Raw genomic sequence first — 13784 nt, 5'->3', positions numbered from 1 at the left:
CCTTATGCGTGGGCGAAGATGTCCGTGTCCGGCCACCCCGCCAGATCCAGACGCGCCCGCGTCGGCAGGAAATCGAAACACGCCTGCGCAATGTCGGCGCGCCCCTCGCGCTCCAGCATCGCGTCCAGCTTTTCGCGCAGGCGATGCAGGTACAGCACATCCGAGGCCGCATATTCTAGCTGCGCAGGGGTGAGACTCTCTGCCCCCCAATCGCTGCTTTGCTGCTGTTTGGAGATATCGACGCTGAGCAGTTCCTGCGTCAGGGATTTCAGCCCGTGACGGTCGGTGTAGGTGCGCACCAGACGGCTGGCGATCTTGGTGCAATAGACCGGGGCCGCCAGCGCGCCAAAGCGGTGGAACATCGCTGCGATATCAAACCGGCCATAGTGAAACAGTTTCAGAATGTTCGGGTCGGTCAGTAGAGCCGCAAGGTTTGGCGCCTCTGTCTGGTCCGGTGCCACCTGCACAAGATGGGCATTTCCGTCACCGCTGGACAGTTGCACGACGCACAAGCGGTCGCGATGCGGATGCAGGCCCATGGTCTCGCAATCAATGGCCACCACTGGCCCCATCACCAATCCGTCGGGCAGGTCGCCTTTGTACAGGTGGTTGGCCATGGGATCATCCTTCACATCATATGACCTCGATGACATATCCGCCGCTGGCCATGCTTTCAACTCGGGTCACGTCTGCCGAGCCAAAGTGGCGAAATATGGCATTGGCGGGTCAAATTGCGGCCTGAATGGGGCGCATTTTGGATGCGATTCGGACGCCGCTATCACGCAATATTTCAGATTGAAACAAAAAGAGAGCGGTTTTGCTCTGCTCTCAATTGTCGAGAAAATTGAGCTATTTGTCGCCACGCCCTACGTCCGTCAGCCGCAGGGCGTGACACAATCAAAAGGAGATTATGGCAAGAAAGGTGCTGCAGCGCAGCAACTTTAGCTAGATATCGCAACTATGCCCAAACCGCCTTCGCTTTGGTGACGTTAACGAAACAAAAACCGCAGGGAAAACAATGCGCGTGTTCCCCCCTGCGTGGTCAATACGCCCCCGCGAATTCACAAAAGCACATGTGAATGATGAATGGGCAGCGTGGGAACGGCACAAAAAACGTCCAATGTTCAGCAAAGTCTCTATCTGGAAACTCAACCAAAAAGTGTCACTCGCGACGAACATTGACGGAAATGTGGCAAACCGCGATAACAGGCTTGTACCGGTTCTGACACAGTTTTGCCCAGAATCGTTTGTTTTGCACCGGGGGGTTGGTGCTTCCACTAGGGAGTTAACGGGTACGTCTGCTGCGGCTGCTCGGACATATTAAATGGTAAATTGGTGCGGGACGATGTTCCGCATCCGGTGTGGAGCCTTCCACGCCCCGGCGAAGCCTTGCCTTATGTCTGCACCGTACAGCGCCACCGCTCCGTCGTTATGACTGAGGGAGGTCATTTTGACACTGCACGTCCGACAGCCGCTGCCGCAAGCCGCGATCGAAACACTGATAGAAGAGACGCTGTTTCCGGCGCCGCGCTTCACCCCTTACCGCAATGGGCTCAAGCGCGCCTTGGACATTGCCATTGTGCTGATCGCCCTGCCCGCTGTTCTGCTATTGATTGCCATTTGCGCGTTATTGATCGCAATGGACGGGCACAACCCGTTCTACAGCCAACTGCGCGTTGGTCAGAACGACCGCACCTTCCGCATGTGGAAGCTGCGCTCCATGGTGCCGAACGCCGATGCCTTGTTGGCCGACTACCTTGCAGCGGACCCTGTGGCCCGGGCGGAATGGGATCACGCCCAGAAACTACGTCACGACCCGCGCATCACGCCCATCGGACATTTCATCCGCAAATCCTCACTGGATGAGCTGCCGCAACTGCTGAACGTTCTGACCGGTGACATGTCGCTCGTCGGGCCGCGTCCGATGATGCTGAACCAAAAAGAGATCTACCCCGGCACCGCATACTACGCGCTGCGCCCCGGTATCACCGGATTCTGGCAGACATCCGTGCGCAACGAGAGCAGCTTTGCCGAGCGCGCGGATTTCGACACCGCCTATCTGCGCCAGGTATCGCTGGCCACGGATCTGCGTGTGCTTCTGAAAACCGTCCGCGTTGTGGCGCATGGCACCGGCTACTGAGCCGGCAAACCCCCAAATATCCAAGTGTGCAGAATCAAAACCGTCCCAAATCGGGGCGGTTTTTTGCATTTGCACGCAAATCGACAGCGTCAGGGCTGTAACATTCGGAAGATTTTGGGAAATGGCAGGGGCAGCAGGGTTCGAACCCGCGACCTACGGTTTTGGAGACCGTCGCTCTACCAGCTGAGCTATACCCCTATCGGGCCGTTGTCTGGCCGTGCTGTCACCTACACGGCCACGTGGTTGGAATCAAGAGCGTTTCTGCCATAAAATGCCCGAGGCCCCTAACCTTCTGGACCAAGTGAAAAATGCCTCAGGTCCCCTACGTTGGGGAGTTTCGCTTCCGCCTGTGCGAAAATGCAAAAGCGTTGTGCACTTTATAAAAAAGGCCGGAACCAAAGGGTTTATGACGTCGTTGTAACAATCACAGACGCCCAATTTCTCAATGAAATAAGGGCTCCAAACTAAACTGATCAGTTTAGATTATTTCAAGCACACATTTCCGAGAGCCACGCGAGATTATTCCGTGATTTCAAAGTCCAAGCCGGCGGCCCTATCTGTTTGTCAGCCGCAGCGAACAGCACGGCACACCACAAACTGGGCCGCAAACGCCCCGACCGACTTTGAAAGGAAATACTATGAAAACCATCATCGCATCCGCCCTGACCGCAGCCGCTCTGTTCACCGGTGCTGCAAACGCCGCATCGCTCGACAACGAAGTCACCAACTTCCTGCCGAACGCCGACTACTCCAACCTCTCCGACGTGCAGGTCAACGCAATCAACGCCGCTGTCCACGCTGGCGACGATTACAACACCACCCGCAGCGTCATCCGCTCCATCCTGAAGTAAAGGCGCGGCCGCACAGGCCCCCCTCCCTTCGCTCCCCCATTCTCCGGCCCTCGCAGGCCAACCAAAGGACCAAAGACATGAAAACCATCATCGCATCCGCCCTGACCGCAGCCGCTCTGTTCACCGGTGCTGCAAACGCCGCATCGCTCGACAACGAAGTCACCAACTTCCTGCCGAACGCGGACTACTCCAATCTCTCCGACGTGCAGGTCAACGCAATCAACGCCGCTGTCCACGCTGGCGACGATTACAACACCACACGCAGCGTCATCCGCTCCATCCTGAAGTAAGGGCGCGGCCGCACAGGCCCCCCCTCCTTCGCTCCCCCAATTCCGGGCCTTCACAGGCTAACCAAAGGACCAAAGACATGAAAACCATCATCGCATCCGCCCTGACCGCAGCCGCTCTGTTCACCGGTGCTGCAAACGCCGCATCGCTCGACAACGAAGTGACCAACTTCCTGCCGAACGCCGACTACTCCAACCTCTCCGACGTGCAGGTCAACGCAATCAACGCCGCAGTCCACGCTGGCGACGATTACAACACCACACGCAGCGTTATCCGCTCCATCCTGAAGTAAGCATATCCGGCGCTCATCCGCTGGACATCATGAAGGCCGCGCTCCTCCCCGGGCGCGGCCTTTTTCTGTGCTCGATCCCCATCAAGCCGTTGAGTGACTGTACGGCTTAGCGAACCCCACGGGCCGCGACCCGGCTTGCCCGACCTGCGCGGTATAAAACACAGACCCGTTTGTTCTGGCTCTGTATCTGCAGCCGCTCCCCGACCGATCTAAGCACTTAGACGGGACCGAAGCTGGCAAACAAAAAGGGCGCCCATGGGGCGCCCTTTCCGATAGTGATCAGCGGTAGCTGATTACGCGATGATTTTGGACACAACGCCGGAACCAACGGTGCGGCCGCCTTCGCGGATGGCGAAGCGGAGACCGTCTTCCATCGCGATCGGCGCGATCAGTTCAACGTTGAACTTCAGGTTGTCGCCCGGCATCACCATCTCGGTGCCCTCGGGCAGCTCAACGGTGCCGGTCACGTCGGTGGTGCGGAAGTAGAACTGCGGACGGTAGTTCTTGAAGAACGGGGTGTGACGGCCGCCTTCTTCCTTGGTCAGGATGTAGACCTCACACTCGAACTTGGTGTGCGGCTTCACCGAACCCGGCTTACACAGAACCTGGCCACGCTCGACGCCTTCACGGTCAACACCGCGCAGCAGGGCGCCGATGTTGTCGCCGGCTTCACCGCGATCCAGCAGCTTGCGGAACATTTCAACACCGGTGCAGGTGGTTTTCGAGGTGTCGCGGATGCCCACGATCTCGATTTCGTCACCCACGTTGATCACGCCACGCTCGACACGACCCGTAACAACGGTACCACGACCGGAGATCGAGAACACGTCTTCGATCGGCATCAGGAACGGCTGGTCAACAGCGCGCTCGGGCTGCGGGATGTACTCATCCACTGCGGCCATCAGTTCCTTGATCTTGTCTTCGCCGATGTTGGCGTCACGGCCTTCCATCGCCGCCAGCGCGGAACCCGCGATGATCGGAATGTCGTCGCCCGGGAAGTCGTATTCGGACAGCAGTTCACGGATTTCCATTTCGACGAGCTCGAGCAGCTCTTCGTCGTCGACCTGGTCAACCTTGTTCATGAACACGACCATTGCGGGGATGCCAACCTGGCGGCCCAGCAGGATGTGCTCGCGGGTCTGCGGCATGGGGCCGTCAGCTGCGTTCACAACCAGGATCGCGCCGTCCATCTGCGCCGCACCGGTGATCATGTTCTTGACGTAGTCGGCGTGGCCGGGGCAGTCGACGTGCGCGTAGTGACGGTTTTCCGTCTCGTATTCCACGTGCGCGGTCGAGATGGTGATCCCGCGGGCTTTCTCTTCGGGCGCGCCGTCGATCTGGTCGTAGGCTTTGAAGTCACCGAAGTACTTCGTGATCGCCGCCGTCAGCGTGGTCTTACCGTGGTCAACGTGACCGATGGTGCCGATGTTGCAGTGCGGCTTGCCGCGTTCAAACTTTTCCTTTGCCATGATGGCCTCCTTGTCTTGGACCCGAGGGCGGTTATCCGCCCCCGGAAATTCGATAAATTACGCGTACTTCGCCTGGATCTCGTCCGAGATGTTCTGCGGAACCGGATCGTAGTGGTCGAACTGCATGGTAAACTGCGCGCGGCCCGAGGACATCGAGCGCAGGGTGTTGATGTAGCCGAACATGTTGGCCAGCGGCACGAATGCGTTGATCGCAACGGCGTTGCCGCGCGGCTCCTGGCCGGACACCTGACCGCGACGCGATGTCAGGTCGCCGATGATACCGCCGGTGTATTCTTCCGGGGTGATCACTTCGACCTTCATCATCGGTTCCAGCAGCTTCGCGCCAGCTTTGCGCATGCCCTCACGCATACACATACGGGCTGCGATCTCGAACGCCAGAACGCTGGAGTCCACGTCGTGGAACTTACCGTCGATCAGCGACACCTTGAAGTCGATCACGGGGAAGCCAGCCAGCGGGCCGGAGTCCATAACCGACTTGATGCCTTTTTCGACGCCCGGAATGTATTCCTTGGGAACCGAACCACCGACGATCTTGGATTCGAAGGAGAAACCTTCGCCAGGCTCTGTCGGGGTGATGACCAGCTTGACCTCACCGAACTGACCCGAACCACCCGACTGTTTCTTGTGGGTGTAGGAGTGCTCGACCTCGTGCGAGATGGTCTCGCGGTAAGCCACCTGCGGTGCACCGATGTTGGCTTCGACCTTGAATTCGCGCTTAAGACGATCCACCAGAATGTCGAGGTGAAGTTCGCCCATGCCCTTCATGATGGTCTGACCGGATTCGAGATCGGTTTCGACGCGGAAGGAGGGGTCCTCGGCGGCCAGACGGGCCAGACCTGCGGACATCTTTTCCTGGTCGCCCTTGGTCTTGGGCTCGACCGCGATCTCGATCACCGGATCGGGGAAGTTCATGGTTTCCAGAACCACCGGATCCTTGGCGTCACACAGGGTGTCACCGGTTGTGGTGTCTTTCAGACCACCCAACGCGATGATGTCGCCGGCAAATGCCTCTTCGATCTCTTCGCGGTTGTTGGAGTGCATCATCATCATACGACCCACACGCTCTTTCTTCTCCTTGGTGGAGTTGAGCATGGTGTCACCCTTGGCGAGCTTACCGGAGTAGATGCGCACGAAGGTCAGCGAGCCCACGAAGGGGTCGTTCATGATTTTGAACGCCAGACCGGAGAAGGCCATGTCGTCATCCGCACGACGTGCGATGTTACGAACTTCTTCTTCGTCGCCGGGTTTGAAGCCCATGTAGTCAACAACGTCCAGCGGGGACGGTAGGTAGTCGATGACGGCGTTCAGCAGGGGCTGCACGCCCTTGTTTTTGAACGCGGACCCACCCAGCATCGGAACGAATGCCATGTCGAGGCAGCCCTTGCGCAGCAGCTTGCGCAGGGTTTCCACGTCGGGCTCTTCGCCTTCGAGGTAGGCTTCCATCGCGTCGTCGTCCATTTCGACGGCCGCTTCGACCATCTTGCCACGCCATTCGTCGGCCTGGTCCTGCAGCTCGGGGCGGATGTCCTCGAGAACCCAGGACGCGCCAAGGTCGTCACCCTTCCACAGCCATTCTTTCATGATGACGAGGTCAAGCAGGCCTTCCAGCTCGTTCTCGGCACCGATCGGAATCGCAACAGGAACGGCGCGGGCGCCGGTGCGCTCTTCGACCATCTTGTGGCAGTTGAAGAAGTCTGCGCCGATCTTGTCCATCTTGTTGACGAACACGATACGCGGAACCTTGTAGCGGTCAGCCTGACGCCACACGGTTTCGGTCTGGGGCTCAACACCGGCGTTCGCGTCAAGAACGCAAACCGCGCCGTCGAGAACGGCCAGCGAACGTTCGACTTCGATGGTGAAGTCCACGTGTCCGGGGGTGTCGATGATGTTAAAGCGGTGCTTCGCGGTCTGCGGCTCGGTACCGTTTTCGGTGCGTTCCCAGAAGGTGGTGGTCGCAGCGGAAGTAATGGTGATACCGCGTTCCTGCTCCTGCTCCATCCAGTCCATGGTGGCCGCACCATCGTGCACCTCACCGATGTTGTGGGATTTGCCGGTGTAAAACAGGATGCGCTCGGAGCAGGTGGTCTTACCTGCGTCGATGTGCGCCATGATCCCGAAGTTGCGGTAGCGATCGAGAGGGTAGTCGCGTGCCATGGGTCTGGTCCTCTAGGGGTAATCTCTGCGCGGGCGGTTACCCTGCGCGCGGGATATGTTCAAGCGGTGCATTGCCACAGGCCCCGCGTGATACGTAATCACGCCGAAACTGTGGCCATAATGCGATCAGGCGGCCAGCAAACCGGCCGCCCGACTGGATCTTACCAGCGGTAGTGCGAGAACGCCTTGTTGGCGTCTGCCATCTTGTGCGTGTCTTCACGCTTCTTGACGGCGGAACCACGGGATTGAACGGCGTCGATCAGCTCACCGGCCAGACGCTCTTCCATGGTGTTCTCGTTACGGGCGCGGGAAGCGGTGATCAACCAGCGGATCGCCAGAGCTTCGCGGCGCTCCGGGCGGACTTCAACGGGCACCTGATAGGTGGCACCACCGACGCGGCGCGAACGCACTTCGACGGACGGTTTGATGTTGTCCAGCGCTTCGTGGAAGATTTCCACGGGCGCGCGCTTCACCTTTGCTTCAACGCGGTCGAGTGCGTTGTAGACGATGCGCTCTGCGACCGATTTCTTACCATCGATCATCAGGTTGTTCATGAACTTTGTCAGCACACGATCGCCATACTTGGCGTCGGGCAGGACTTCGCGTTTTTCAGCGGCGTGACGGCGGGACATATCTGTATCCTCTTCTTGGTGTGCTTACTTGGGACGCTTCGCGCCGTACTTGGAGCGACGCTGTTTACGGTCCTTGACGCCCTGGGTATCCAGAACACCGCGCAGGATGTGGTAACGCACACCGGGAAGGTCTTTTACACGACCGCCACGGATCAGAACCACAGAGTGCTCCTGAAGGTTGTGGCTTTCACCGGGGATGTAGGAGATCACTTCGAAACCGTTGGTCAGGCGAACCTTTGCAACCTTCCGCATAGCGGAGTTCGGTTTTTTCGGAGTGGTGGTGTACACGCGGGTGCAGACGCCGCGCTTTTGGGGGCACTGCTCCAGGTGCTGGGACTTGGAACGTTTGACTTTGGGCTGACGCGGCTTGCGGATCAGCTGCTGAATCGTGGGCATGTGGACGGTTTCCCCGTGCTTCTCTCAATCGTGCCGGGGTGTCCCGGCGGTTCAGGTCTGGCCGGATCCCCGCAGGGCGGCCGGTGATGGGTGCATCTGCGCGCCAAAACCGTGGGCACAAACGACTTTTGTTCCGCATCAGACCCCTTACCGGAGGGCCTACGCGGGGGCGTTCCAGAGGACCGGGGCTTGCATCGCCCACGGTCTTGAGCGCAATCTCGTACATGAAAACGAAACGCCCGGATCGACCCGGGCGCAACGGATTAGCGCGCGTATACGGAGAGTCGCTGGCCTTGTCAACAGTGGCGGCCCGGTGCGCCTGCCACGCTGGACAGCACCCCGAACGCCTGCCAGTCTGACACCGGTTTCGTCAACGGGGCATGCCCATGCAAGTGATCGGTTTTTGCCGCTTTTCCTACCCCGCTGAGGGGGGATTTCAGGTCGGTCATGACAGCTTGGCCGAACGGCGCGCCTATCTTTATGCGCCCGAGCGGCTGAACCAGCGGATGCGCAATTTCGAAGCGATCTGCCTGCCGTCCATCGCCGCCCAGACCGATCCGAATTTCACCTTTGTGATTCTGACCGGCGATGACCTGCCCGAGCCATGGGCCAGTCATTTACGCGATTTGACCAAGACAGTGCCGCAAGCCCAGATCATCGCGAAACCACCCGGCCCGCATCGCAAGGTCTGCCAACAGACCATCAATCAGGCGCGGGATCTGGGACAGCCGTGCCTGCAATTCCGCCATGACGACGACGACGCCATTGCCCGCGTGTTTGTCGAGCGGCTGCGCCAAGCCGCTCGCGACACGGCCCCCTTTCTGGAAAAGCATCGTTCGGTCGGCTTTGACTGGAACCGGGGATACATCGCCCGCGCCGACGCCGATGGCCTTTATGGCGAGGTGCAGGTTACCCCGTTTTGGGGCGTGGCACAGGCCATGTATGTTCGGGCCGGCACACGGCAGTCCATCATGAATTTCGGCCACCAGAAGCTGATGAACTTCATGCCCTGCCTCACCTTCACAGACGAGGTGATGTACCTGCGCGGGCATAATGATTTCAACGATTCCCGCCAAAAGAAGCATATCAAACCGCAGCCCCTACCCCGCCTGACGGCCGAACAGGAAACCGAAGTCAAAGACCTGTTCGGGATTGATACGGATCACGTGCGGCGGGTGTTCGTCCATCACTGACCGCGCCCCAAACGCAAAAGGCCCCCGCTTCACGCGGGGGCCTTTCGTGTCTTGTGCCGTGAAGAGGCGCGATTATTCGCGGCTCTCCGGAGTGTCCACGATCAGCGTGTCGAACTCGCCGCCGGTGGCGTCCTCGGCCGAGGCAGAGGGTGCCGCCAGAGCAGCAGCCGCTTCGGCTTCGTCGCGGCGTGCTTCGACGACCACGTTGTCGCGGTCCTGAGCGATCTTGCGCATCTTCTGTGTCGCACCACCGGTCCCGGCGGGGATCAGACGACCCACGATCACGTTCTCTTTGAGACCGATCAGCGTGTCCTTCTTGCCCTGAACCGAGGCTTCGGTCAGCACGCGTGTCGTTTCCTGGAACGACGCGGCAGAGATGAACGAACGGGTCTGCAACGACGCCTTCGTGATGCCCAGCAGGATCGGCTCGCCCTTTGCGGGACGACCGCCCTTTTTCTCGGCCTTCGCGTTGGCTTCGTCGAACTCCATCTTGTCGACGTGCTCGCCCTTCAGCAGCGTGGTGTCGCCGCTTTCGAGGATCTCCCACTTCTGCAGCATCTGGCGAACGATGACCTCGACGTGCTTGTCGTTGATCTTCACGCCCTGCAGTCGGTAGACGTCCTGCACCTCGTCAATCATGTAGTTTGCCAGCGCCTCGATCCCCATGATGGAGAGGATGTCGTGCGGCGCGGGGTTACCGTCCATGATGTAGTCACCCTTCTGGACGAAGTCGCCTTCGACCACAGGGATGTGCTTGCCTTTCGGGACCATGTATTCCCGCGGCTCGAGGCTCTCGTCCGTCGGTTCGATCGAGATGCGGCGCTTGTTCTTGTAGTCCTTGCCAAAGCGCACGTAGCCGTCGATCTCCGCGATGATCGCGTGATCTTTCGGGCGGCGTGCTTCAAAGAGTTCGGCCACACGCGGCAGACCACCGGTAATGTCCTTCGTCTTTGCGCCTTCGCGCGGAATACGCGCCACAACGTCACCGGCCTGCACCTTTTGGCCGTCTTCACACGACAGGATCGCGTCAACGGACATCGGGTAGGTGATCGGGTTGCCCTGATCGTTGCGCAGCGGTTCGCCGTTCTCGTCCAGAAGGACGATTTCCGGCTTCAGATCATTGCCTTTCGGCGCAGCGCGCCAGTCGACCACGATCTTCTGCGTCATGCCGGTCGCATCGTCGGTTTCCTCACGTACGGCAAGGCCGTTCACGAGGTCGAGATGCTTGGCCACACCGTCTTTCTCGGCGATGATCGGCAGGGTGTAGGGGTCCCATTCGAACAGCTTGTCACCGCGACCGATGTCCTGACCGTCCTTGACGAACAGCTTGGAGCCGTAGCCCACCTTGTGGGATGCGATCTCTTCACCTTGGTCGTTGACGATCATGATCTGCATGTTGCGGTTCATGACAATCGATTCACCCGCCGCGTTCTCCAGAACGCTGGGGGTCACGAACTGGATCTTACCGTTCTGCGATGCCTCAAGGAACGAACGCGAGGAACCCTGAGCAACACCGCCCATGTGGAAGGTCCGCATGGTCAGCTGCGTGCCCGGTTCACCGATCGACTGCGCGGCGATGATGCCGACCGCTTCACCGGTGTTCACCTTGGTGCCGCGTGCGAGGTCACGACCATAGCAAGTGGCACAAACGCCCTCTTCGGCCTCACAGGTCAGCGGGCTGCGGATACGCGCAGTCTGCAGACCGGACTCCTCGACCGCATCGGCCATACGTTCGTCGATCAGCTCGCCGTGGCGGACGATCAAGTCACCGGTGACCGGGTGCTTGAGATCCTCTGCCGCGGTACGGCCCAGAATGCGCTCGCCCAGCGTTGCGACAACTTCACCGTCGTTGACAGCGGCCTCTGCGGTGATCGCCATGTCGGTGCCACAGTCATCCATACGGATGATGCAGTCCTGCGCCACGTCGACCAGACGACGGGTCAGGTAACCCGAGTTCGCCGTCTTCAGAGCCGTATCCGACAGACCCTTACGAGCACCGTGGGTGGAGTTGAAGTACTCCAGAACGGTCAGGCCTTCTTTAAAGTTCGAGATGATCGGCGTTTCGATGATGTCGCCGTTCGGCTTCGCCATCAGGCCGCGCATCGCGCCCAGCTGTTTCATCTGCGTGACCGAGCCACGGGCCTTGGAGTGGGCCATCATGTAAACCGAGTTCGGTTCCAGTTCGCGGCCTTCGTCGTCAACACGCTTGGCGGAGATGGTGTTCATCATCGCCTCGGTGACCTTGTCGTTACACTTCGACCATGCATCGACAACTTTGTTGTACTTTTCGCCCTGAGTGATCAGGCCGTCCATGTACTGCTGTTCAAAGTCTTTCACCTGATCGCGTGTTTCTTCGACCAGATCCCATTTGTTGTCGGGGATGACCATGTCATCCTTACCAAAGGAGATACCGGCCTTGAACGCTTCGACAAAGCCCATGCGCATGATCTGGTCACAGAAGATAACCGACTCTTTCTGACCGCAATAACGGTAGACGGTGTCGATGACGGTCTGCACGTCGCCCTTACGCAGGAGACGGTTCACCAGATCGAACGGTGCCTTGGCATTCAACGGCAGAAGCTGGCCCAGACGCACGCGACCGGGGGTGGTTTCAAACCGTTTCCAAACCTCTTGGCCCTCGTCGTCGATCTGCTTCACACGGCACTGGATGTTGGCGTGCAGGTGCACTTCGCCAGCGGTCAGCGCGTGTTCCACCTCTTCCGGCGAGGCAAAGACCATGCCCTCACCCTTCATGCCTTCGCGGGCAATGGAGGTGTAGTAGAGGCCAAGGATCATATCCTGCGACGGAACGATGATCGGCGCGCCGTTGGCGGGCGACAGAACGTTGTTCGTCGACATCATCAGCACGCGCGCTTCCAGCTGTGCCTCGAGGGACAGCGGAACGTGCACAGCCATCTGGTCGCCGTCGAAGTCAGCGTTAAACGCCGAGCAGACCAGCGGGTGCAGCTGGATGGCCTTCCCTTCGATCAGCGTGGGTTCGAACGCCTGAATGCCCAGACGGTGCAACGTCGGCGCACGGTTCAGCAGAACCGGGTGCTCGCGGATCACCTCGTCGAGGATATCCCAGACTTCGGGACGCTCTTTTTCGACCAGCTTCTTCGCCTGCTTCACGGTGCTGGACAGGCCCTTGGCCTCCAGCCGCGAGTAGATGAAGGGCTTGAACAGTTCGAGCGCCATCTTCTTGGGCAGACCACACTGGTGCAGCTTCAGCTCGGGGCCGGTCACAATGACCGAACGACCCGAGAAGTCGACCCGTTTCCCCAAAAGGTTCTGACGGAAGCGACCCTGCTTGCCTTTCAGCATGTCGGACAGCGACTTCAGCGGGCGCTTGTTGGCACCGGTGATGACGCGGCCACGGCGGCCGTTGTCGAACAGAGCGTCAACGGATTCCTGCAGCATCCGCTTTTCGTTGCGGACGATGATGTCAGGCGCGCGCAGTTCGATCAGACGCTTCAGACGGTTGTTCCGGTTGATCACGCGGCGGTACAGGTCGTTGAGATCGGAGGTCGCAAAGCGGCCACCGTCCAGCGGCACCAGCGGACGCAGTTCCGGCGGGATCACGGGGATCACGGTCAGAACCATCCACTCCGGGCGGTTGCCGGATTCCAGGAAGGATTCAACCACCTTGAGGCGCTTGATGATCTTCTTGGGCTTGAGCTCGCCGGTCGCCTCTTTGAGGTCGGCACGCAGGTTCTCGGCCTCGGATTCCAGATCGATCGCCGCCAGCATTTCGCGGATCGCTTCGGCACCGATGTTGGCGGTGAAGGCGTCCATGCCGTATTGGTCCTGCGCGTCGAGGTATTCCTCTTCGGTCAGCATCTGGCCATAGGTCAGATCGGTCAGACCGGGTTCGATCACGACGTAGTTTTCAAAGTACAAAACGCGCTCGAGATCGCGCAGCGTCATGTCCAGCATCAGGCCGATGCGCGAAGGCAGCGACTTGAGGAACCAGATGTGCGCGCAGGGTGCGGCCAGCTCGATATGGCCCATACGCTCGCGGCGGACCTTTTGCAGCGTGACTTCGACACCGCATTTTTCGCAGACAACGCCGCGATATTTCATACGCTTATATTTGCCGCACAGGCATTCGTAGTCTTTGATCGGGCCAAAGATACGCGCGCAGAACAGGCCGTCACGCTCGGGCTTGAACGTGCGGTAGTTGATGGTTTCCGGCTTTTTGATTTCACCGAAGGACCACGAAAGGATCCGTTCCGGCGACGCCAGCGAGACCTTGATCTCGTCAAAGACCTTGGGCGGCGTCAGCGGGTTGAACGGGTTGTTGGTCAGTTCCTGGTTCATGTGTTCCTCACAAATTCAGAGGGAAGCG

General features: G+C 59.4%; 12 protein-coding genes and 1 tRNA gene. 6 read left to right on the top strand and 7 right to left on the bottom strand.

The features are described 5' to 3' along the window. Positions 1–2: 2 nt before the first annotated feature. Entirely contained in the window at positions 3–617 is a 615-nt protein-coding gene (locus ACN5AZ_RS09555; RefSeq protein WP_419428642.1) for a ribonuclease D, read from the bottom strand. On the opposite strand from ACN5AZ_RS09555, the gene ACN5AZ_RS09550 reads away from it, so the two are divergent. Then, on the top strand, positions 616–945 hold the full coding sequence (locus tag ACN5AZ_RS09550; RefSeq protein WP_419428641.1) for a hypothetical protein: 330 nt from the start codon (positions 616–618) through the stop codon (positions 943–945). The genes ACN5AZ_RS09555 and ACN5AZ_RS09550 overlap by 2 nt on opposite strands. Positions 946–1450: 505 nt before the next feature. Continuing rightward, complete coding sequence (locus ACN5AZ_RS09545) at positions 1451–2140, top strand: sugar transferase (protein ID WP_419428640.1); 690 nt, start codon at positions 1451–1453, stop codon at positions 2138–2140. A gap of 122 nt (positions 2141–2262) precedes the next feature. Here ACN5AZ_RS09545 and ACN5AZ_RS09540 read toward each other — a convergent pair. After that, positions 2263–2338: transfer RNA gene (locus ACN5AZ_RS09540), tRNA-Trp, on the bottom strand. A gap of 440 nt (positions 2339–2778) precedes the next feature. Here ACN5AZ_RS09540 and ACN5AZ_RS09535 point away from each other — a divergent pair. The 3 genes from ACN5AZ_RS09535 (at position 2779) to ACN5AZ_RS09525 (ending at position 3571) form a co-directional block, all read left to right on the top strand. Further along, entirely contained in the window at positions 2779–2991 is a 213-nt protein-coding gene (locus ACN5AZ_RS09535; protein WP_419428639.1) for a hypothetical protein, read from the top strand. A 77-nt stretch (positions 2992–3068) separates the two neighbouring features. Continuing rightward, a complete protein-coding gene (locus tag ACN5AZ_RS09530; protein ID WP_419428639.1) occupies positions 3069–3281 on the top strand; it encodes a hypothetical protein in 213 nt (70 codons plus the stop codon). 77 nt (positions 3282–3358) lie between these two features. Continuing rightward, positions 3359–3571: a hypothetical protein gene (locus tag ACN5AZ_RS09525; protein ID WP_419428639.1), complete on the top strand. Its 213-nt coding sequence runs from the start codon at positions 3359–3361 to the stop codon at positions 3569–3571. Between the two features lie 293 nt (positions 3572–3864). Here the strand turns inward: ACN5AZ_RS09525 and tuf are convergent, their stop codons facing one another. The 4 genes from tuf to rpsL all read right to left on the bottom strand — a co-directional run bounded on the left by tuf (position 3865) and on the right by rpsL (position 8243). Then, complete coding sequence (gene tuf / locus ACN5AZ_RS09520) at positions 3865–5040, bottom strand: elongation factor Tu (RefSeq protein ID WP_419428638.1); 1176 nt, start codon at positions 5038–5040, stop codon at positions 3865–3867. 57 nt (positions 5041–5097) lie between these two features. Beyond that, on the bottom strand, positions 5098–7215 hold the full coding sequence (gene fusA, locus ACN5AZ_RS09515) for an elongation factor G (protein WP_419428637.1): 2118 nt from the start codon (positions 7213–7215) through the stop codon (positions 5098–5100). A 161-nt stretch (positions 7216–7376) separates the two neighbouring features. Next, positions 7377–7847: a 30S ribosomal protein S7 gene (gene rpsG, locus ACN5AZ_RS09510; RefSeq protein ID WP_419428636.1), complete on the bottom strand. Its 471-nt coding sequence runs from the start codon at positions 7845–7847 to the stop codon at positions 7377–7379. A gap of 24 nt (positions 7848–7871) precedes the next feature. Continuing rightward, positions 7872–8243: a 30S ribosomal protein S12 gene (gene rpsL, locus ACN5AZ_RS09505; protein ID WP_008883423.1), complete on the bottom strand. Its 372-nt coding sequence runs from the start codon at positions 8241–8243 to the stop codon at positions 7872–7874. A 386-nt stretch (positions 8244–8629) separates the two neighbouring features. Between rpsL and ACN5AZ_RS09500 the strand changes: the two genes are divergently transcribed. Next, positions 8630–9436, top strand: coding sequence for a putative rhamnosyl transferase (locus ACN5AZ_RS09500; protein ID WP_419428635.1), 807 nt, complete (start codon positions 8630–8632; stop codon positions 9434–9436). A 72-nt stretch (positions 9437–9508) separates the two neighbouring features. On the opposite strand, the gene rpoC is transcribed toward ACN5AZ_RS09500, so the two are convergent. Beyond that, complete coding sequence (gene rpoC / locus ACN5AZ_RS09495) at positions 9509–13756, bottom strand: DNA-directed RNA polymerase subunit beta' (protein WP_419428634.1); 4248 nt, start codon at positions 13754–13756, stop codon at positions 9509–9511. Positions 13757–13784 lie beyond the last annotated feature (28 nt).

It is taken from the genome of Sagittula sp. SSi028 (assembly GCF_048553715.1).
In the GTDB taxonomy this organism is placed as follows: Bacteria; Pseudomonadota; Alphaproteobacteria; order Rhodobacterales; family Rhodobacteraceae; genus Sagittula.
This window is presented reverse-complemented; position numbering and strand designations above follow the sequence as displayed.